General features: G+C 33.7%; 21 protein-coding genes. 13 read left to right on the plus strand and 8 right to left on the minus strand.

Translation table 11 applies throughout. The annotated features are described in order from the left end of the window. Window positions 1–130: 130 nt before the first annotated feature. The 9 genes from ACGLWY_RS04135 to ACGLWY_RS04175 all read left to right on the plus strand — a co-directional run bounded on the left by ACGLWY_RS04135 (window position 131) and on the right by ACGLWY_RS04175 (window position 8,336). Window positions 131–730, plus strand: a complete 600-nt coding sequence (locus tag ACGLWY_RS04135; protein WP_396618391.1) for a hypothetical protein — start codon at window positions 131–133, stop codon at window positions 728–730. A gap of 36 nt (window positions 731–766) precedes the next feature. Then, window positions 767–1,204: a nitrous oxide reductase accessory protein NosL gene (locus tag ACGLWY_RS04140; protein ID WP_396618392.1), complete on the plus strand. Its 438-nt coding sequence runs from the start codon at window positions 767–769 to the stop codon at window positions 1,202–1,204. Between the two features lie 4 nt (window positions 1,205–1,208). Next, complete coding sequence (locus ACGLWY_RS04145; RefSeq protein WP_396618393.1) at window positions 1,209–2,444, plus strand: nitrous oxide reductase family maturation protein NosD; 1,236 nt, start codon at window positions 1,209–1,211, stop codon at window positions 2,442–2,444. Beyond that, window positions 2,438–3,145 (plus strand): ABC transporter ATP-binding protein, encoded by a 708-nt coding sequence (locus ACGLWY_RS04150; RefSeq protein WP_396618394.1) that lies wholly within the window; start codon window positions 2,438–2,440, stop codon window positions 3,143–3,145. Before ACGLWY_RS04145 ends, ACGLWY_RS04150 begins: the two co-directional genes overlap by 7 nt. Further along, the gene (locus tag ACGLWY_RS04155; RefSeq protein WP_396618395.1) at window positions 3,138–3,920 is read left to right on the plus strand and encodes an ABC transporter permease; all 783 of its coding nucleotides are present in this window, start codon (window positions 3,138–3,140) and stop codon (window positions 3,918–3,920) included. Before ACGLWY_RS04150 ends, ACGLWY_RS04155 begins: the two co-directional genes overlap by 8 nt. A 50-nt stretch (window positions 3,921–3,970) precedes the next feature. Further along, the gene (locus ACGLWY_RS04160) at window positions 3,971–4,366 is read left to right on the plus strand and encodes a hypothetical protein (RefSeq protein ID WP_396618396.1); all 396 of its coding nucleotides are present in this window, start codon (window positions 3,971–3,973) and stop codon (window positions 4,364–4,366) included. 487 nt (window positions 4,367–4,853) lie between these two features. After that, window positions 4,854–5,699 (plus strand): hypothetical protein, encoded by an 846-nt coding sequence (locus tag ACGLWY_RS04165; RefSeq protein ID WP_396618397.1) that lies wholly within the window; start codon window positions 4,854–4,856, stop codon window positions 5,697–5,699. A 165-nt stretch (window positions 5,700–5,864) separates the two neighbouring features. Beyond that, complete coding sequence (locus tag ACGLWY_RS04170; protein WP_396618398.1) at window positions 5,865–7,868, plus strand: TonB-dependent receptor; 2,004 nt, start codon at window positions 5,865–5,867, stop codon at window positions 7,866–7,868. A gap of 84 nt (window positions 7,869–7,952) precedes the next feature. After that, window positions 7,953–8,336, plus strand: a complete 384-nt coding sequence (locus tag ACGLWY_RS04175; protein WP_396618399.1) for a helix-turn-helix domain-containing protein — start codon at window positions 7,953–7,955, stop codon at window positions 8,334–8,336. Between the two features lie 279 nt (window positions 8,337–8,615). Here ACGLWY_RS04175 and ACGLWY_RS04180 read toward each other — a convergent pair whose 3' ends face one another. The 5 genes from ACGLWY_RS04180 to ACGLWY_RS04200 are packed head-to-tail and all read right to left on the minus strand — an operon-like array spanning window position 8,616 to window position 13,968. Next, window positions 8,616–9,251: a hypothetical protein gene (locus tag ACGLWY_RS04180; RefSeq protein WP_396618400.1), complete on the minus strand. Its 636-nt coding sequence runs from the start codon at window positions 9,249–9,251 to the stop codon at window positions 8,616–8,618. After that, window positions 9,248–9,946, minus strand: coding sequence for a hypothetical protein (locus ACGLWY_RS04185; RefSeq protein ID WP_396618401.1), 699 nt, complete (start codon window positions 9,944–9,946; stop codon window positions 9,248–9,250). Before ACGLWY_RS04185 ends, ACGLWY_RS04180 begins: the two co-directional genes overlap by 4 nt. Beyond that, the gene (locus tag ACGLWY_RS04190) at window positions 9,943–12,534 is read right to left on the minus strand and encodes an ATP-binding protein (RefSeq protein WP_396618402.1); all 2,592 of its coding nucleotides are present in this window, start codon (window positions 12,532–12,534) and stop codon (window positions 9,943–9,945) included. Before ACGLWY_RS04190 ends, ACGLWY_RS04185 begins: the two co-directional genes overlap by 4 nt. Continuing rightward, window positions 12,534–13,763 (minus strand): DNA cytosine methyltransferase, encoded by a 1,230-nt coding sequence (locus ACGLWY_RS04195; RefSeq protein WP_396618403.1) that lies wholly within the window; start codon window positions 13,761–13,763, stop codon window positions 12,534–12,536. Before ACGLWY_RS04195 ends, ACGLWY_RS04190 begins: the two co-directional genes overlap by 1 nt. Beyond that, window positions 13,756–13,968, minus strand: a complete 213-nt coding sequence (locus ACGLWY_RS04200; protein WP_396618404.1) for a helix-turn-helix transcriptional regulator — start codon at window positions 13,966–13,968, stop codon at window positions 13,756–13,758. Before ACGLWY_RS04200 ends, ACGLWY_RS04195 begins: the two co-directional genes overlap by 8 nt. Before the next feature lie 1,403 nt (window positions 13,969–15,371). Between ACGLWY_RS04200 and nirK the strand changes: the two genes are divergently transcribed. From nirK to ACGLWY_RS04220, 4 genes are all read left to right on the plus strand, one after another. Then, window positions 15,372–16,820, plus strand: a complete 1,449-nt coding sequence (gene nirK, locus ACGLWY_RS04205) for a copper-containing nitrite reductase (protein WP_396618405.1) — start codon at window positions 15,372–15,374, stop codon at window positions 16,818–16,820. A gap of 136 nt (window positions 16,821–16,956) precedes the next feature. Then, entirely contained in the window at window positions 16,957–17,733 is a 777-nt protein-coding gene (locus tag ACGLWY_RS04210; RefSeq protein ID WP_396618406.1) for a formylglycine-generating enzyme family protein, read from the plus strand. Window positions 17,734–17,737: 4 nt separating this feature from the next. After that, a complete protein-coding gene (locus tag ACGLWY_RS04215) occupies window positions 17,738–18,451 on the plus strand; it encodes an SCO family protein (RefSeq protein ID WP_396618407.1) in 714 nt (237 codons plus the stop codon). Between the two features lie 213 nt (window positions 18,452–18,664). Continuing rightward, a complete protein-coding gene (locus tag ACGLWY_RS04220; protein WP_396618629.1) occupies window positions 18,665–19,627 on the plus strand; it encodes a DUF438 domain-containing protein in 963 nt (320 codons plus the stop codon). Window positions 19,628–19,645: 18 nt separating this feature from the next. Here ACGLWY_RS04220 and ACGLWY_RS04225 read toward each other — a convergent pair whose 3' ends face one another. The 3 genes from ACGLWY_RS04225 to ric form a co-directional block, all read right to left on the minus strand. Further along, window positions 19,646–20,104: a hemerythrin domain-containing protein gene (locus tag ACGLWY_RS04225; protein WP_396618408.1), complete on the minus strand. Its 459-nt coding sequence runs from the start codon at window positions 20,102–20,104 to the stop codon at window positions 19,646–19,648. Window positions 20,105–20,276: 172 nt separating this feature from the next. Then, complete coding sequence (locus ACGLWY_RS04230) at window positions 20,277–21,452, minus strand: hypothetical protein (protein WP_396618409.1); 1,176 nt, start codon at window positions 21,450–21,452, stop codon at window positions 20,277–20,279. A 90-nt stretch (window positions 21,453–21,542) separates the two neighbouring features. Next, window positions 21,543–22,274, minus strand: a complete 732-nt coding sequence (gene ric / locus ACGLWY_RS04235; protein WP_396618410.1) for an iron-sulfur cluster repair di-iron protein — start codon at window positions 22,272–22,274, stop codon at window positions 21,543–21,545. Window positions 22,275–22,303 lie beyond the last annotated feature (29 nt).

Genomic DNA, 22,303 nt, shown 5'->3' on the forward strand with positions numbered 1-22,303 from the left:
CTAGTGTCAGTCTGAGCCTGTCGAAGACATTAGAAGATACATTTCGACAAGCTCAATGTGACAATTTATATAAAATTAGTATTGATAAAGCAATTATACCCAACGAGTTAAAACAATTAAATACAAACAGATGAAAAAGTCAAACATAATAATGCTTATTGCGGCTTTATTGCCTTTAGGATTGTTTTTTTTCCCACTTTGGAAAATTACTTTAGAAGCACCTCAATATCCAACTCCTTTAGGAATGTATATTCATATTAATGATTTTTCAGATGTGAACCCTTTTGATATTAAAAACATCAATTTAATGAATCATTATGTGGGAATGAAATATATTCCAGATGCCATTCCTGAATTCAAAATTTTCCCTACGGGTATTTTGATAACGACTTTATTGGGACTCATCATTGCGTTTAAAGGCAATTATAAATGGTTCTTATACTGGTTCATATTGATGATCGTTTTAAGTACAGCTGGGCTATACGATTTTTATTTATGGGAGCATGATTACGGTCATAATTTAGATCCCAAAGCGATTATGAAATTCACCAACCCTGATGGTTCGGTAATGGGCTTTCAACCACCTTTATTTGGCACTAAATACATCTTAAATTTTACGGCACATTCGTACCCAAGATTAGGCGCTTTGTTTTTAGGGTTGGGTATTGCAGCCTCATTTATTGCTTATCTGATTGGAAAAAAAAACATTAAAAAAACAAAGGCTATGTAGAAAAAAAAATCTCAAAAAACACTAAAACACTATAACATGAAAACACTAAAACAATTATTAATAGGCTCACTATTGCTGTTATTTTATGGCTGTAATGTATCTCCAAAAGCCATAAACTATGGTAACGATGGTTGTTATTTTTGTAAAATGACTATTGTAGACAAAGTTCACGCTGCCGAAATTGTTACTAAAAAAGGCAAACTATATAAATTTGATTCAACAGAATGCATGATTCATTTTATGGATGAATTCGACAATGCCGAAATTGAACTATACCTTTCAAATAATTACACAGAACCCGAAGCTCTTATAGACGCAACCAAAGCTACTTTTTTAATAAGTAAAAATATCCCGAGCCCAATGGGAGCGTTTTTATCGGCCTTTAAAACTGAAGGAGAAGCACAAAAATTCCAATCGGAAAAAGGCGGGATGCTATATTCCTGGAACCAACTACTAGAACATCTAAAAAACTAGTATCATGTACAAAACAGTGATTTTTTTACTGGTCATTTTAATGGCTCTCCCCAATTATGCTCAAAAAATTGAAGTATGCCATTCTTGTGCCATCACTTCATTAAAGGAAGCCATAGCTCAAGCCAAGGATTATGACACGATTATAGTAAAAAAAGGGACTTATAAAGCGCATAAAATTTTAGTAAATAAACCTCTCACAATTATTGGAAAAAACCACCCCGTTATAGATGGTGAAAAAAAAGGTGAAATTTTTACCATTATTTCAGACCATGTAACGATTGATGGCTTGTTCATTATAAATGTTGGCTCTAGTTATACCGAAGATTATGCTGCAATTCGTATTAAACAAAGCAAACATTTTGTTATCAAAAACCTCGTCTTGGAAAAGTTGTTTTTTGGTATTTATATAGAAAAATCAAGCTACGGAAAAATTTACCACAACAAAATAATTGGCGATGCGGTACAGGAATACAATTCCGGAAATGGCATCCAATTATGGTATAGTAATCATATAGAGATTGAACATAATTATATCGAACATGTTCGCGATGGGATTTATTTAGAGTTTTCAGACGATTGCCTCATCAAAAATAATGTAAGCGCACAGAACTTACGCTATGGGTTGCATTTCATGTTCAGCAATAACGATATATATCAAGACAATACGTTCGAAAGCAATGGTGCTGGTGTGGCGGTGATGTTTTCAAAAAAGATAAAAATGTTCAACAATACGTTTAAAGAAAATTGGGGAACTGCATCATACGGCATGCTTTTAAAAGAAATAAATGACGCTGAAATTATTGGGAATACATTTGAAGAAAACACCGTAGGCATCAACATAGAAGGCTCGAACAGAATTATTTATAAAAACAACAATTTTATTAATAATGGATGGGCAATTAAGGTTCGTGGCGCCTGTTATGCCAACAGTTTTCTTGAAAACAATTTTTTATATAACTCTTTCGATATCTCATATAATAGCAATATAAACGACAATGTTTTTGACAAAAATTATTGGAGTAACTACACGGGTTACGATTTGAATAAAGATGGTATTGGCGATGTACCTTACAGACCGGTCAAGTTGTTTTCATACATTGTAAACCGCACACCGGAAACCATCATTCTATTGCGAAGTTTGTTTATTGATATTATAGATTTTTCCGAAAAAGTGTCACCCGTATTTACACCCGATAATCTATTAGACAACAATCCTGTAACAAAAAAAATCTCATGGTAAGTATTCAAAATCTACATAAAAAGTTTGGAAAAAACCCCGTGCTAAGTGGTGTCGACTTATCTATTAAAGAAGGGGGTATTTTTGCAGTACTTGGACCTAACGGCTCTGGAAAAACCACCTTAATAAAATCTATATTAGGCATGGTAATTCCCAATAAAGGCACCATATCTGTTTATGGTCAAAACATAAAAAACAATTCGGATTACCGCTATAACATTGATTATTTACCACAAATCGCCAACTTCCCTAGCAATTTAAAAGTAAAAGAGCTTATTAAAATGATTAAGGATTTGCGTGGTAAAACCAGCGACGACGAACACCTTATTGAATTATTCAAACTAAATCCGTTTTTAGACAAAAAATTAGGAACACTTTCTGGCGGAACCAAGCAAAAAGTAAATCTGGTTTTAACCTTTATGTTTAATAGTCCGCTTATTATTTTGGATGAACCCACATCCGGACTCGATCCCATATCACTTATTAGACTTAAAGATTTAATTCAAGTAGAAAAGGCTAAAGGAAAAACCATTTTAATAACCTCGCACATCATGAGTTTTGTTGAAGAAGTTTCCGATGAAGTCGTATTTCTTTTAGAAGGGAAAATTTACTTTAAAGGTTGCATTTCAGAATTAAAAATAAAAACAAATCAACCCGATTTCGAACACGCCATTGCATCCATTTTAACCGAGAACCATGCTTAAAATATTAAAATATAGTTTTTACGATTTAATGCGAAGCCGCTGGAGTTATGTGTATTTCGCTTTTTATTTAATGCTTGGGATAGTCCTCCTTTTTTTAAACAATGATCTATCTAAAGCAGTCATTACTTTAATGAATGTGATCATCATATTAGTGCCACTAATCGGAACCATTTTTGGTGTTATGTATTATTACAATTCCAAAGAATTTACCGAGCTTCTTTTAGCACAACCCATAAAACGCTCTTCCATATTTTTAGGTCAATATCTAGGTGTTGCCTTGTCATTGTCTATGAGTTTGATTTTAGGCTTAGGATTGCCATTTATTTTTTACGGATTATTTAAAAGCCATGCTATTTGGGATTTTTCATTATTGCTTATTACCGGCACTTTTTTAACCTTAATATTTACAGCATTGGCGTTTAATATTGCCTTATCCAATGAAAACAAAATTAAAGGCTTTGGATATGCCATTCTGCTATGGTTGTTTTTGGGCATTATTTACGATGGCATCTTTTTAATGTCATTAATATTATTTGAAGCGTATCCATTAGATAAAATGTCATTAATAGGAACCATGCTAAATCCAATAGATTTATCGAGAACACTCATTCTTTTAAAACTTGATATCTCGGCATTATTGGGATATACAGGCGCTATTTTTAAACAATTTTTCGGAACTAGTTTCGGGTTAATTGTGTCATTTATAGCCCTATCCCTTTGGGTGGTTTTACCCGTTTTAAGCATCACTTTTAAGGCAAAAAAGAAGGATTTTTAATTATTTCAAAATATCATATTAAGTTTAAAAGAGTTCAGTAAATTTGACCCATGATTTCAACAATCGCTAATAAAATAACAGCATTTGTTTTAGTGTTTATATTATTTGCACATAATGTAAACACACTGGCTATTATTGGCGATTTCGTTATAAATCAGGACTTCATTGCAAAAACCCTGTGTATTCAAAAAGACAACCAACAAGGGTGTAACGGTAAATGTCATTTAATGAAGGAATTAAAGAAAAATGCCCCGGAATCAAATACAACGATACCTGTGCAAGAAACAAAACGTTTCTCGTTAGATGCATTTTGTCTTTATAAAATTAATTCCTCAGAACATCTAAATTTTGTAAATAAAGCATACCAAATTGGGTTTAGCCCATATTCACAAAATCTACTTCACACGTATTTCGATATCGATACGCCACCTCCCATATTCATCTAGTGTCGTGTCAATGCTACTGTGTCGTTTAAGTCGCCGTTATTTTTTATCTGGCCAAGGCAAAAAAATGTTGCATAGCCGTAGCTACGGAACTGTTTTTTAACGAAGGTCAGGTGAAAAAGAACAAGACTTGGAATGGCTAAAGTAGGGTTGACAGGACACTAGTTTTTACAGCTTATTAATGACCCTTTTCTGGCTTATAACCTAAGCGAGCATGAGGTATTATGCATTACAAAAAAATGTGTGGTTTGTCATGCTACGCGAAATTTAAAAAATAATATAGATGAAATGCCCATAACTGAAGGAGTTATGAGTTATGAGTTATGAGTTATGAGTTATGGGCAAAGAGTCTAACCACGGGTTAAGGATTAACAATTAACCAAAATTAAAATAACAAACAAAACCCTTAAAACCAGTATGAGTAACCTTTGTTAAGTCCCTCCTTCGGAGGGGTTGGGGAGGCTTAGGGTTAGGGGCTAAATAATAACAGATGAAATTAAAATATATTTTACAGATAGTGTTCATTGCTATACTAGCAACATCTTGCTCAACCGACAATGATGACGAAATAACGATTAATGAGATTGAAGGACTTGTTAAAATCCAAGACCTTTCAAACAGTACCCATACTATTGAACTATATAATGCTACAGGGCAATTTAAAACAGGATACAATGCAATAAGTATTCGAATTAAAGACAATACGTCCAACACCTATATAGAAAATGCCACCGTATCTTGGAATCCAATAATGCACATGCCGGACATGCAACATTCTTGTCCTAAATCAGCTATCGGAAAAGCTTTAGGAAAAGAAACAGTCTATGAAGGATTTATTATTTATCAAATGACTGGTATGGATGGTTCTGGCTGGTCATTGACTGTTAATTATTCTATAAATGGCGTTGAATATTCCATAACAGATACTATAACCGTCATACAGAATGCTAAACAACATGTAACTAGTTTTATGGGGAGCGATAACAATCGTTATGTCATGGCTATCATTGAGCCAAAAACACCAAAAATTGCTATTAACAATTTAAAAATTGGTTTGTTTAAAATGGAAACCATGATGTCGTTTCCTGTTGTTGAAAATTATAAAATCACCCTAGACCCACGCATGCCAGGGATGGGAAATCACAGTTCACCCAACAACACAGATTTAACCTTTAATACAGAGGACGCTATGTATCATGGCAATTTATCGCTTACCATGACAGGATATTGGGTACTTAATTTAAAGTTACTAAATGCTGAAAACGACGTATTAAAAGGTGAAGATGTTACAACCGAAAACACCCAAAGCTCGCTTTATTTAGAGTTGGAGTTTTAAGCTTAAACAACATTTAATATGAGATTGTCTAAAAAGTAAACTTTCATGTCAGTTTGAGCGCAGTCGAAAACCTTATGAATCAGATTACCAATGCATTTCGACTGCGCTCAATGTGACAATTTGCTTCTAAATAGACTTTTTAGACAGTCTCACAAAGTTTTGCCAATGAAAAAGTATATTATATGGGGCGTTAGTTTGCTATTTGCTACACTAGCATGCGCTCAAGACATAGAAAACCACCTTGAAAAAAAGGACACTATTAATTTAAATGAAATTATGGTGGTTGGAAGGCATAAGCTAAGCAACTACCGTCAGGAAAAAACACTATCCAGTATTGATGATTTTTTAGAAAAATCCAACAAAATCACCATGATTAAGCGTGGAAATTATGCTTGGGAGGCTTCTTTAAATAATATGAATAGCAACAGGCTATCCATAACTATTGATGGCATGCAAATTTTTGGAGCCTGTACGGATAAAATGGATCCTATTACATCGTATGTTGATGTTTCAAATCTTGAAAAAGTAAGTGTTGGCTCAGGACAAGAAGGTACCGAACATGGTCATTGTGTTGGTGGTGGTATCGACTTGCAATTACCACAATCCACCTTTGGAGTTTCAGGGTTAAAAACAAGTATGGATGTGGGGTATGAAACCAATGGCAACTATAAAACTACGGGATTAGACATGGAATATTCCAACCATAAATTCTATTTAAACGCCGACGGAATTTATAGAAAATCCGATAATTATAAAGCTGGAGGAAACAAAGAAGTACTCTATTCCCAATTTGAAAAATATAACATTTCTTTACAAAGCGGTTATAAACTAAGCAGATATGAATCTTTAGATGCCCATATAATCTATGATAAAGCAACCAACATCGGTTACCCAGCTTTACCCATGGATGTTTCGTTGGCTGAAGCATTCATCACTTCGTTAACACATCATTACGCAAACGATTCAACATTTATAAAATCGTTGGAAACAAAAATATATTTTAATACGATAACCCATATTATGGACGACTCCAAACGTCCCGTAGTGCCTATTCGCATGGATATGCCTGGGTGGAGCGACACCTATGGATTTTACAGTAAAGCAAGTATTAAAGAAAATAAGCATAATGTGATTTTCAATTTTAACGGATTTTACAACCGGTCTTTGGCAGAAATGACCATGTACCCAAACGACACCAATCAACCCGCTATGTTTATGTACACGTGGCCAGATATCAGAACACTTTATACAGGTGTTTATGCAAAAGACAGCTATCGTTTTAATGAAAATGAAACCCTTTCAACATCACTTCGTTTTGGTTTTCATAAAAACAGGATTGCAAAAAAAACAGGTTTGGAAAGTCTTCAAATATTCTATCCTGAAATTGATGCGTCAAAAAGCCGGTTTCTAACCAGCATGTCATCAAATTATGAGATAAAAAAACACAAGTTCGATGTTGCATTTGGTCTGGGATATGGTGAAAGAGCACCAACAGTTAGTGAAGGTTACGGTTTTTTCCTTTTCAACAGTTTTGATAATTACGATTATATAGGCAACCCCACTTTAAAAAATGAAAAAGCTATAGAAGCCAATTTGAAAGCTAATTATCATTATAAAAAATTCCATATAGGTATTGAATCCTCCTATTTTCATATTACGGATTATATCATTGGTGAAATTGATGCGACATTAAGTCCCATGACTATTGGCGCTAATGGTGTGCAAGTATATACCCAATTAAATGATGCAACCATTTTTGATGTCTATTTAAATTCATCATACCAACTTTCAAAAACATTCTCGGTTAATGCAACGGTTGGTTATAACTACGGAAAAGGGAGTAACAAAGAACCCTTACCGCTTATAAAACCGTTTTCTTATTTAGCTGAAATAAATTATAACACATCCAGCTTTAATGCAGCCATCCAACTTGAAGGAAATGGCAACCAAAGTAAGTACAGTCGTTTTTATGGTGAAGACGAAACACCACCATACGCCGTTTTAAATTTAAATCTTGGAAATATATTTTATATAAACAACCAAAAAACCGTGCTAAAATACGGCATTGAAAATATATTCGACACCAACTATTCAACCTATGCCGATTGGAATAACATACCAAGACAAGGCAGGAATATGTATATAAACCTATCTTTTGTATTACAATAATATTGGTTAGAGGTTGTATAAAACCAAATCGAATTTGTTTTTTACAAGTGTGGTAAATTTCACAAAAAACCTTATATTTGGTTCATGGAAACAGCAACAAAACCAAACCACATAGGCAGAAAGATTAGCCGTATCAGGGAGCTAAGAGGCATGAAACAGGAAACCTTGGCGGAAAAACTTGGAATTAGCCAACAATCCGTTTCTAATTTGGAACAATCCGAAAAGATTGAGGATGATAAATTGGTGCAGATTGCCAATGCTTTGGGAGTAACAAAGGAAGCTATTGAGAATTTTTCTGAGGAAGCGGTATTTAACTACTTTAGTAATTTTTATGACAATAGTACAGCTCAAGTAAATCATAACAATTGTACTTTTAATCCTTTAGACAAAGTAGTTGAACTATATGAGCGTCTAGTTCAAGCCGAAAAAGACAAAATCGAGTATTTGGAGAAACTACTCAATAAATAATACCATACCAGAAGAAAATAATTGCCTAGACGCACTCAAAGTGGTGGTTTCCTTTAGTTTAAAATCGCTGCTATAGGTTGATTTAATATTTTCAACGTTCCATGTATGGTGTCGTAGCTATCCCGCAGGGTAGCTATGTACTATACAGATTGTTGTGTTTTCGTTCTTTATTTTTTCTTCTTTTTCAGCGGTTGGGCAGACACACTCTTTGCCAAGTTTTGGTCTGCGTGTCGACTTGTGCGACTTGGCAATGTGTGTGGCTTGTCAGGGTTGAGTTTATTAATATAATACCATTTCATGTCTCATTTTATACAGTAAATCAGCTAGGTTTCTGTCTTTTTTCACTAGAACCGCATTATTTATTCTCTGGTCAAGTAAAAGCGTCAAATAGTCTGACAACTTATTGAAATCTTGATAATGTACTGATATAGCATTAGAAACCGTGTAAACAATTTCATTTTTGAAATCTTCAATTGTTTGTTCAGAAATACCTTCTGAAGATAGTTTCTTGTCTTTTTCTACCTCCTCCATTGAAGTTGGTAAGCCTCCAAATCCAATTGATTTTGACATCTTAGAATTTCTAAAAGAGCTTTTAATTAAAGCGGCAGAATCACAAGCAAGAAGAAACAAGTGTTGGTCTTTAAAAACACTCATTTCATTCAATTTGATAAATGCTTTTTTGGGAAATGAGTCCAAACATTCACCACCATATAATTGATTAGATTGTCCATGTCCCAAAAAAAGAATTCGTGAATTTCGTTCAAGGCTAGAAATTATATCAAATGTTTTAGAATAAGATTCATCATTAGGGTGAATTTCATAAACATTACACTTATTGCTGTAACTCTTAAGCTTTGTAATTATCTCAAACAAAAATTGAGTAGATGGATCTATGGAAATAATTATTTGAATCACTCCTTTGGGAAATTATTAAGTTCAATTAAATGAGCAACCGTTAACTCTACTAAATACTTTTGGAGTGCAATACCGTGGTGATTATCCTTATCTATTTCGTGAGCTATATCAGCAAGTGATTTATCTTTGAATTTTGGATAAACACTTTTAAATTTGAAAGTGCCGTATTTCTCTAAATATGGAATAATATGATTTTTAAAAGAATACGTTTTCTCATTAGCAGTAAACAACTCGGTCAATTCTGTAGGTATATTTTCCCTTTTGATAAAATCATCTATTTTTAGTCTTATTAACTCTTTAATTTTATTCGGGGTATCAAATATTTTTACAACATTATCTTGATCTGCAGAATACAAACAAAATTTGGCTCGTTTAAATCTGTACCCTTGAGATTCACTATCTCTTTTTAACCTTCTTAATAATTCATAACCGTCTAGATTTGGGTCTTTAAAATCATAATCAGAAGCAATTATGTCAAAGTTTTGATTTGCTAGATTATCTTTTATGAATTGGTGTATTTTGTCTTTATCAAGTACGATTTTACCGTTATTATTTCTAACCTTGAAAGTATCATCTCCTAAATCAATAAAGACCTCATCTAAGTCAAAACCTCTTGATTTAAGTTTTTTCTTTAAACTTCCTATTTGTTCAGGGATTTTAGAATCATCGATATAAAGTAGTCTCTTTACACTCATATTGTATTGATAGTAATTTTAAAAGTGGCCCCAGACAATACTTCCTTATTCCCGACAAATTCAATATCGCAATTCATTTCATTAAGTAAGTTTTTAGTGTAAAACAGTCCTATGCCCGACCCACTATAACCTGAAGGAGGAATGTCACGAACAGATAATTCAAATATTTTTTCAGAGTTTTTTATAAACTTATCAGAAAGGCCTTTTCCATTATCAGAGAAAAATACTAAAAGTTTTTTTTCATTGACTTTTTCAAAATCAATTTGAATTTTGTCAGCACCCCATTTTACAGCATTGCTTATTAAATTGTCCAGTATAATTGACATATTCAATACACTGAGATTTTTTGATATTTGTTCTTGATTATTTGAAAATGAAAAAGCTAAATTCTCAGAAAAGGTATCTCCATAAAGTGAAATATATTCTATAATATATTTAACAACATCAACATCCTTTTTTTCTATATCTTCTTTTAAATCTGCTCTTGTTACAAATTCGGCCATTTTCAAAGACCTCTCAGCACAAATTTTTAAAAAACCAAGTCTCTTAATTAAATCTTGGACATTATAGTCATTCTCAGTAAGGTCATCTATTATATTCTCTATACCATCTCGAACCTCAACGTTGTTGATCTTGATAGTATGAATCAACCCATCTGCGTCAGGACTTAACGTCCTTCGAGTTGCTAATAGGTATAAGTTTTTTTCTTTCTCAATTGATAAGTCTGATTCGACCTTATTGACTTTTTCCTTTAAAGTTGTTGCAGACTTTTCAGCAGATTCCTTTTGTTGTTTTAATTCCTCCAATTGACTTTGTAAGTCTTGAATTAAAAGAGTCTGCTTCTCAATTGTGTTTTTATAATCCTGTAATTCTAAAATAGCTTTAGATGTAGCCTCATTAGTAGTGTATTTTGAAAACTCTTTGAGTTGCTTTTCTAGCTCTTCATTCTCTTGTGCTTTTTTCTGAAGTATTTTATTTAATGTATCCCCATCAATTTTTTTGTTGCTAAAATCTTCAATAAGTTGGTTGAATTCTCTTTCAGAGGCTTCTCTTTCCTCTTCAATCTTTTGGGTAATGAGGTTCTCGTTTATATATAACTCAATGACTTCATTTGATTTTGCAGAAATAATTTTATGAATCGTTGAATAAACTCTTTTTTGTTTAGTAATTAAATCCTCCGAGTATTCAAGATCTTCTTCAGTAGTTTCTCCGCTAACAATTTTCTTGTGAATTTCTAATAAGTTCTTGTGTTCGGGCGCACTATCCCAATTTAAGCCTTCAACAACGTATCTTTCCAATCTCCTAAAAGCTTTGAAAAAAAAACTATTGTTTTTTTCAGATGAGGTTAGTGTGTCATAACTCTCATTTTTCACAATTCCTTCTCGACTGGAGACAATCTGAAATTTATTTTCTTCATCAAGTATTTCTATTTGACCGACTAATTCTCGTAGTCCAATATTTCTACTGTAGCCTTGTGCCTTCCTTTGGTCAATTCCTAACCAATCATTACCTAATTCACCGTACGGTGGGACACGAAATCCATTTATAAACAAAAACACCGAACCATAATCAACAGACCTTATGCCAGTTTGTTTTGTGAAAAATGATTTTGCATATGGACTTAAATAATAAACAGTGGCTTTTGCATTCGTTATCTCAGGGTAAAATGGATTTTTTTCTCTAATCCAAAAAATAGTTTCTCCCTTATCTTTTAATTCGGTAAATAACTCATTTCCTCCATCTGTAAGATATGTTTCAATACTAGTTGTCTTAAAATCTAAATGTTCGAAAATTCGATTTTCGACTTTGCCAATAAATTTTGAACTGTCTTCTAGTGAATTATTTTCCACCCGAAATTCTGGTGCATCTATATACACTCCAAAATCATTGCTTTCAAAAGCTTGATTAGGATTTATTAGTTTTTCTAGATACTTCTTTAATTCAACAAATTTGGAGACATCCCAGTCTGTGATATTTCCACTTTTGTCTGAAATAGGATAAGCCCAGTTACTTCTTAATTTTATTATTTCAAGCAATACTCCGTGTTCGAAATTTGAAAACCCTAATGATTGAAATTCAGTTGGAGTTAATATCTCATATTTTAACGGGATAGATTGAATTTCTTTGTCTTCGTCCTCAATTTCAAATTTTTTCCAATCTATAGATAGCTTGTAATAGTGAGGATCTTCATTTGTTTTTGCATATAGATTAAGATACTCGCCAAGTCGATCACAAGAAAATCTACCAACACCCTTGGCTCCAGCCATTCTGCGTTTGTGTTGAGTTTTATTTGTCTTTTTCTCGGAATAGGCAATGTTGAGCCATTTATCTCTAATATCATTAATATCCATTCCAACACCATCATCTTGAATTATTAATCGTGAAGTGTTTGATGAAAAATACTCTACATTTTTATCGTCATTATTTTTTAAGTTAAAGTATTTCACCTTAACCTGTTTCGCATCTGCATCAAAGGAATTCTTGACCAATTCTAAAATGGCTATGTTATCATCATTAATAAGGTCTTTACCAATGATACTCTTTAGCTGAACATTCGTTTTGAAATGTAAATCTTTTTGTTCAGCCATTATCCTATAATTTTATTCAGAGTGACACCAGCTTGCTCTCCAAAAAGTGGGGGAATTGCATTTCCAATTTGTGAATATCTAGGAACTTCTTGTGTTCTTCTTTTTCCTCCAGTTGTATATTTCCCTTTAAACTCATACCAATCATTAAAAGATTGTATTCTAGCATATTCGCGTACAGTGAAAATTCTGGGTTCACAATAGTGTATATAATCGTCTGGCAAAGTCGTAATTGTCGGGGTAGGAGTGCTGCCAGACAAAGGGATTATAGTTCTTTTTTTAAGATTAAACTTTTCTTTTAAATCACTTGAAAGGGTTTTGTTCTTCTCAGCATGTTTCAAAATAAACTCTAACTTTTCAACTGTTGCTTTGCTATGTTTTGCAAACCTGTGACTATCAGGAATCTTTTCGGAGTAGTCTCCTTTTAAAAGTTTTTGATATTCTGATTGAGGTTTATTATACAAGCCTGCTTTAAATGATGCAGTGTCAGGTGATATCGTTTCATTGATTCTCAATAAGTCGGATATTGCATCCTCCAAACTATTTGTTAGACCTATTCCTTTGTTTATTAAGAATCTTTCTCTTTCCTTTCTTAATGAATCAAAAAAGTCAACAGGTTTAGTTTTGGCAGCTATGTCTTTTCTAATTCCAACTAAAATAAAACGTGTTCTTTTTTGAGGGACTCCATATTCAGAAAAATCGACAAGTCGACCTTCCACTTTATATCCTAAATAATTTCCGTCTTTTGGAGTGTATTCCAATGCACTTTTGACATATTCGGAATATACTTTTCCTTGAATTTTATTCTTATCAAATTTTTGGGTAAACCCTTTTACGTTTTCAAAGAATACAACTTTTGGTTGTACTTGACGAATAAACTTAATGTATGATTTGATTAATTTATTTCTCGAATCATTTTCAATTCTTTTTCCTGCGGTTGAAAAACCCTGACAAGGAGGTCCACCAGCAACCATATCAATTTTACCTCTCAATGATTTTAATTCATTAGGGTAATTTTTAATAATTTCATTAATGTCGTGATTTGTTTTAGGCAACCAATTTGGCCATTCGAAATGACTGTTTTGTTCAATCAGGTTATGATTGAATGTTTCGAATGCATCAGGGCTTTTTTCAATTGCAAATAATCCTTTCCATAAACCAGAATTATAAAGTCCTAGTGAAAGTCCTCCACAACCTGCAAAAAGGTCAATATATGTTTTCTTTTCACTCATCCTCTAGATTATTATCTTTTGTGGGGACTAATAATATTCTAACATCAACGTCTAATATGTTTGCAATTTTTCGGAGTACTTCAATACTCGGCTGTGCATTATTATTACAATAATTAGTCACAATTACATAGCTCTTTTCAATCTGTTCAGCTAGCCAAGTTTGTGTCCTTCCTTGTTCTTTTAATACCTCTTTAATCCTATTCATTCTGCTCATTTATGAGACATTTAAACCATTTTTATACAGTTTAATAATATGTTTAAGTACTGTATTTTGAATGGTTTATATTAATATGTGAAATTACAATATAAAAATGTATTGTAAAATATGATAAAACAGTATATATTTGTATTGTATTACAATATATAATTCAAAAACATCCACTGTGAGTAAACGATATACCAAAGCTGACTAAGAGCAAATAGTCTATAAACAATTAGAAAATCTGAATGCAATGCACGATTTATTGGGTATTATGAAATTTCAAAATGACTTAATCCAAAACATCAATCAAACACTCAGAGAAGAAATCGGTTAATTCAAAGAACAGCAAGTCTTGTATCCAACTAGAAGAAAATCAAAATCGTAACTATTGGGAGCGGTGGGGAGATTAAGCTCTTTTGGTTTTTCAGCTTTGGAATGTGTGGAGGAAAAAACCAAATGTGCTTAATGTGTGGTTGGCTTTTACGAATGAAACACAACATTAGTATAACTATCGTAGTATCCCTTTAGGGTGCTATGACTAGTTATATGTTGTTAGGTTTACGAATATAATAAAAAACCACCTACAAAAAACATTTTAAAATGTAAAGTAGGTATGACAGCAGTCTTAGTTTAGTTTCGTTCGCCCTTTGTTCAGGCAAACCCCCATCCAAAAAATAGACCCCCGAACCATAGCTGAACAAAACCCGAACAAAACTCGAACAAAACCCCTCTATTTTTAGGCACGTGTGTCAATTTGTGTCAATGTGTGTCAATTTGTGTCAATTTGTGTCAATGTGTGTCAATGTGTGTCAATTTGTGTCACGGGTTTGTTTGTTAGCGTTCTGGGTTCAAGGTTCTGATTGTTAGACTTCTTAGAATGTTAGACTTTTTAGATTTTTAGATTGGGGATAGGTCTAGAGAAAGGGGAATCGTGAATCGTCAATCGTTAATTGTTAATCAGAAATCGTAAAAGGTATCTTGTCATCGTTTTAAAACATCTTTTAACCTCTCGGGTTCTGTTCTTGCTTCAAGATTTGTGCTCTCAATTCCACATTCTGAATCCAGAATTCTGAATTCTGAATTCTAAATTATCAATCGTCAATCACCTGACACTCATGCCGTCACGAGCGAGACGCTCGCGATAGCGGAGCAGGAATCTGTATATAAACCTATCTTTTGTATGGCAATAATTTGGTAATAAAATCTATCCTACCTATCTTATAAGTTTATAATAGTTAAATTTCAGCTATTAAATTTGAGAGAGACTATCTGAGTTTCATAAATTTATTTAGAATCTGACAAATGTCATATTCTCAAACAAATTCTACACGTATTTTTGAATAAAGAGGATATTTTTGTCCTTTATAATAAACAATAAAAACTATTAATAAACTAAAATACTAAAAATGAGACATTTAAATTTATCACTTGTGTTTTCTGTAGCCAGTATGCTATTTTTAACATCTTGTTTCGATAACAAAGAAACGGTTTACGACAACGCAGCAGACATTCCTGTAAATAGGGAAATGATTGCGGAATTGACATCGCCACCCCATGTACCAACACCTGTTGGAAAAAGAAAAGCAAAAAAGCTTATCGTAAAAATGGAGATTCTTGAAAAAGAAGGAGAAATGACCGACGGCGTGAGATATGTATATTGGACCTTTGGAGGCACTGTGCCCGGTAGCTTTATTAGAACACGTGTAGGCGATGAAGTGGAGTTCCATTTGCAGAATCATCCAGATAATAAATTGCCCCACAATATCGATTTACATGCCGTTACCGGACCAGGTGGTGGTGCCGAATCATCATTTGTGGCGCCAGGGCATGAAAAAGTATTTTCCTTTAAAACCTTAAACCCAGGGTTGTACGTGTACCATTGCGCTACGGCGCCTGTTGGCATGCACATTGCCAACGGCATGTATGGTTTAATTTTAGTGGAGCCAGACGGCGGTTTACCGCTAGTAGATAAAGAATACTATATTATGCAAGGCGATTTTTATACAAAAGGCGCAAATGGCGAACGTGGGTTACAGCCTTTCGATATGCAAAAAGCTGTGGATGAAAAAGCCGATTATGTTGTTTTTAATGGCAAAGTTGGTGCACTTACTGGCGACAATGCCATAACAGCCAAAGTTGGCGAAACCGTTAGACTCTTTGTGGGTAACGGAGGTCCTGGATTGGTATCGTCTTTTCATGTTATTGGAGAAATATTTGATCGCGTACACATAGAAGGTGGCGATTTAATTAATAAAAATGTTCAAACTACTTTAATTCCTGCTGGTGGTGCTGCTATGATAGAATTTCGTGTAGACGTACCAGGCACATTTATTCTAGTGGACCACTCTATTTTTAGAGCTTTTAACAAAGGAGCCTTAGGCATGCTGAAAGTAGAAGGCGAAAAAGACAAAAAAATATACTCAGGAGAAATACGCGACGACATTTATTTGCCTGAAGGTCCAGGTATACAATCAATGCCGACAACCGGTGAGATTGTAGCTTCAGAAGTACCTGCAAAATCCTTTGAAGAACAAATGGAATTTGGAAAACAAGCCTATATGCAAACTTGTTTTGCTTGCCACCAAGGTGAAGGACAAGGCGTTCCAAATGCTTTCCCGCCATTGGCAAAATCCGATTACTTAAATGCCGATGTAGATAGAGCCATTGGGGTTGTACTTAACGGACTAACAGGAGAGATTACCGTAAATGGTCAGAAATACAACAGCGTTATGACGCGACAAATATTATCATCTGATGAGATTGCAAATGTATTAACCTATGTCTATAATAGTTGGGGCAACTCCAAAAAAGTAGTTACCAAAGCCATGGTAGATAAAGTAAAACAAAGGAAATAATGTAACTGGAAGAATTATGAATTCAGAATTATGAATTAACAAATAAACGAATAAACAAATAAACAAATAAACACAACCCTTAGAACCAGTATGAGTTCCCCCTTCGGGGGTTGGTTAGGGGGCTAAATATCTACAAATGAAAAACCATGCCTTTAGAATATTACTTGTTTTATTAGTGTTTCAAACATTTGTTTTTGCACAATCTAAAGGCATGGTTTCCATAAAAGGAAGTCGCTATATCCCACTATACGGAAGAGATTCTACCGTTGTTGAAGTAAAAGATTTCGAAATGGACATCTATCCTGTTACAAATGCCGAATATGTTGCTTTTGTTAAGAAATATCCAAAGTGGCAAAAAACAAAAAGCATCAAATTATTTGTGGATGATAGCTATTTATCGAATTGGAAAAATGATTTAGAACTTAAAGATTCAGAAAAACCAAATAGCCCTGTTACTTATGTGTCTTGGTTTGCTGCTAAAGATTATTGTGAATGCCAAGGCAAGCGTTTACCAACTGTTGATGAATGGGAATATGTGGCTATGGCAGACGAAACAACCAAGGATGCCCGCGTGAAGCCTTCATACAACAAACAGATATTAGCTTGGTATGAAGCCCCTCGATCTAACGAAAACAGTATTGGACGCACACCAAAAAATGCTTGGGGTGTACACGATTTACATGGTTTGGTTTGGGAATGGACTTTAGACTTTAACTCCGTTTTAATTACTGGAGAATCAAGAAAAGACGTAGACAAAGACAGCAATCTATTTTGTGGTAGTGCCGCAGTAAATGCTACCGATTTAATGAATTATGCCGCTTTTATGCGTTATGCCATTCGTGGTAGTTTAAAAGCCAAATATTCTATGAAAAATTTAGGATTTCGTTGTGTGAAAGATCTCAATCTAAAATAAACCTATGAAGTATTTAAAATACATATCTCTAGTCTTAATAACCACTTTAGCATTTCAAAGCTGTAAGTCTGATAAAAAATCAAAAGACGATATGACTGAAATATATCAATGCCCTATGCAATGTGAAGGCGATAAAACATATAACGAAAAAGGAAGTTGCCCGATTTGTAAGATGGATTTAGCGCTAGTTGAAAATAACTCAGAATTAGTGGAGGATGGCGGTATTTCAGAAGAATCCATCTTCAATTTAACCTCTATTTGGCATACCGAAGAAGGCAAGGCTATCCAACTTAAAGATTTAAAAGGAAAGACTTTGGTAATGGTCATGATTTATACCTCATGCAAAGCAGCGTGTCCCCGATTGGTTGCCGATATGCGACATATTGAATCTCAAATTCCCGATGAAAAAATAAAAAACATTCAGTTTGTTATGGTAAGCATCGACCCAGAAACCGACACCCCCGAAAAACTAAAAGCTTTTGCCATAGAAAACCTTATGGACGACGCGCATTGGACTTTTTTACAGGGTAGCGAAAGCGGTGTTCGTGAGTTCGCCAATGTGTTATCGGTAAAATACAAAGAAATTTCACCCATAGATTTTTCACATTCCAACATCATATCTGTATTCAATCCGCAAGGGGAGCTAAAACATCAACAAGAAGGCCTGGGAGTTGATAACAAAGAAACCATTGAAACTATTTTAAAGATGACACCCTAACAAATTATTTAATCATAAAGAGGCTGTCTAAAAAGTCCTTTAAATTTAATTTGTCAGGTTGAGCTTGTCGAAACCGATATTGATTATCAGTAATTAAACTATTTCGACAAAGCCTGTGCTGAGCTTGTCGAAGTGCTCAATATGACATAGAACTAGACTATTTAGACAGCCTCTTCCATAAAAAAAACATAAAAAGTGAACTCATTTTACCCCATTGTTGAAACCTTAGCAGAAGGACACCCCGTAAAAATATATTATACTGAAAGTGCTTTAATACAAGATTTAATTTTAGAATTAAACCTTGTCAATCCTGTTGAAGATTTTCAGAAATATTTAAATATTTTCAACCAATTAACCACCATTGAAAAACGTTTTGCACGAAAAGAAAATCAATTATTTCCTTATTTAGAGAAGCATGGTTGGGAAGGCCCCAGTCAAGGCATGTGGTCGTTTCATGATAATTTGCGGGAACAGATAAAGTTGCTAAATAATTACAACGCCAAAAAAGATATTAAAAAAATTATTGAGAATATCCCCTATTTATTAAATGGCATCGAACGCTTGTTGACAATTGAAGATATAAGACTATTTCCAAACGCCATGGAACTGATAACCGAAGAAGAATGGAAGGATTTTTATATAGGTGATGAGGAAATTGGTTGGATGCTAAAAGAAAAACCAACACCTTATCCTGCAGTTACAAAAGAAGAAGCCTACCTTCACCCAAGTCAAGATCACAGTCAGAGGGATTTATCATTTTCGTTAGAAAACACCTTTCATTACGATGAAGGTTATATGACACCTGAACAAGTCAATTTACTTTTAAGCTTTTTACCTGTCGATATTACTTATGTTGACGAAAACGACAAAGTTATTTTTTACAATCGAGGAAACGACCGTGTTTTTGCAAGAAGCAAAGGCATTATTGGTCGAGAAGTACGATTTTGCCATCCGCCAAAAAGCGTTAATATGGTGTTACGTATTGTTGAAGAATTCAGATTAGGCACTAAAGATGTTGCTGAATTTTGGTTTAACTTTAAAGGAAGAATCATCCATATCCGGTATTTTGCCATCCGGGATAAAAACAAAACATATAAAGGTGTTGTTGAGATGTCTCAAGATGTAACCGATATTCAGAAACTTGAGGGCGAAAAAAGGCTATTGGATTGGGATTAAGTGAAAGAATAATAAAATCTACTTCCAAAATTCATCATCAAGCTTATCTACAAAATCCGTTTCCTGGTGAATTTTTTCTATCTCCAGTAATTCCAATTCGGTAGCCGCTTTTTGAATTTCCGGAAACAAAACGCGTTCTTCAAATCGAATATGCTCATCTAGCGTTTTTTCAATCTTGCTTAAAGCAATTTCTATATGTTCATCTTCAAACAAACGCTTTAAAAGTCTATGATCTGCTAATGCTTTTTTTACAAGCTCATTATTTGAATCCAAAACCGGAAAAACAAACTGTTCTTCCATTTCAAAATGCGGCATTAAATGCGTTTTAAAAAACCAATCGGCATACACCTTAATGCGCTCTGGTGCTATATTTTTGCTGAATCCTGCTCTAATTTTCCATGATAACAATAAACCATGGTGATGCTCTCTGCTTAAAGGCTGTAAAGCTTTGTGACGTTTAAGTGGTTTTTGGGACATTTTTTTTAGTGTTTAAATAATATTGAACTGGTTTAAACTTTTTTCAATTGGCTACAAAATGATGTTTTTCACTCACTTTTTGTCTTTTTATTACTCCGTAACGATGCTATGCAGTTCAAAAAAGCCTTCAACTGAGCAAAAAATCTCTATTTTTCGCTTCAATCAAAAAAGTTTAAACCACTTCATTGATAATGAAGCACCCAATACCTAAAGGCAATAAGATACTGAATAAGAATAGTATTAAGTAATAATTTGGTAACAGACCTATTCCAAAGTAAAAAAAGCCTCCTTGAATTAATAAAATAAGTTCCGTTAATACAAAACCCAAGATAAAGGCATACATCCCAAAAGTTAGTGTTTTAGAATGCTTTACTAAACTATTTTGTAATAAAAACGCAAACAAAAACCCAGAAATGACACCCAACATGGTTAAATGGATAAATCCAATGACGAAATTTCTATGTTGATATGCTATGTTTGAAACTTCAGGAATTAAAGATGCCGATTGCAGCAGCATTTTAAGCACAAAACAAATCAATGCAAAACCATACATGAACTTAGTAACATTGGCCTGCGTTTTAATGAACGCTTTTAATGCCGGTTTTATAATTATTACAAAATAGTATAAGGCAAATAATTGGCAAATAACGCCAAAGCCGTTAATCAATACCAAAACAGGATGTGGCGCAAACCAGTTTACAGGCAATGCAAAAGTGAGAATAGTTGCTACGATTAAAAATTTAAAAAACAACCTAAACTGTTTAGAATCTTGAAGCTGTAACTTATGAAAAAACACAGCAGTAACAGCCAACAAAAACCACCCATTAAACTGAAAATGCAAAAAGAACTGAATCGCTATTTGATAAAATGCCGATGCCTGCCCAAGCATAACAACTGCCGGTCCCAAACACCACACTCCAATAGTTGATAGTAGCATAAAAGCCAATGCCCATTTAAGCAAACGACTTGTAACTTTATTGTTGGTTTTATGATGTTTGAAAATTAAATAAGCAAAATAGTAACTACAAAAAATATGCAATGTTGAAAACGCAATGGAAACCGCTGCATACCCTTGAAAGGGAAAACTAAACAACATACCAACAACAGCAAATTCAGTGACCCAAAACAACCGATAATAAATAGGCTTCTTATCAGGAATAAAATAGTTGACTATGAGTGTAAAAAGCATTAAATACACCCAACCTAACATAGCAACATGCGAATGGGCATGCGTTAAAAACCGATAGTTAAACGCTATGGGCTGTACAAAAGCATACCGCAATAATAACCCAAAAACAGCTGCTATAAAAAAGTTAAGCAAACATACTAAAACAAGTTTTTTAGGCATTACAAATTATCTTTAAGTGATGTACCAATAAACATAGAAAATCCAGAAAATCAAAAAGTCTTTCTGGATTTTTAATTGAAGCTATTGCTATTAACCAAATTGTTGTTCTAATTTAATAGCTTCGGGGAATAAAATATTATTCTCTAAATGAATGTGTAAATGTAAATCCTGTTCAAACTCCTTTAACATGGCAAAGGTAACTATGTAGGTATTACAACCATCGGCAGGAGGTGTGTAGTTATTTGTCAATTCAGCAATTTGTCTAAAGCGTACCCCTTCATTATCGTGTTCTTGCATCATCATAGCTATTGGGTTCTCAACTGTTCCAAATGGTGGCGGCTGTATGGTAGTATTTCCCAATTTTGCGTTCACCATTCTTTTCACAAAAGGAAAAAGAACCAATTCTTCTTTTTTCATGTGAGCTGCCAATTCACCTGCTGAAGCCGTAAAAAGTTTATTAATTTCAAACAATTCTGGATGTCTTTCCCCATGAACGTTACACAATTTATCTAAAAACTGACGCAAAATGGGGATTTTTTCTTCCACATAGCGGTGGTGCTTTTTCTCAATATATTCTGCCAATAAATCTAAAGGCCATGATTTATAATCAATCGTTTGATCTGTTTTAGAGTTTAAAACTGCTTCTAGTTCATCTATTAGCATGTTACTGTCTATACCTTTTTTAGTGCAGGCTTCCTCTATGGTTCTATTGCCATTGCAACAAAAATCAATTTTATATTTTGTAAATACCGCTGCGGTTCTAAAATCTTCGGCAACAAATTGCCCTATTTGTTTTTGGGTGTTTTTATGTAATGTTTCCATATCATTGTTTATTTCGGATATTTTTATCC

The organism is Mariniflexile sp. HMF6888 (assembly GCF_044335535.1).
In the GTDB taxonomy this organism is placed as follows: Bacteria; Bacteroidota; Bacteroidia; order Flavobacteriales; family Flavobacteriaceae; genus Mariniflexile.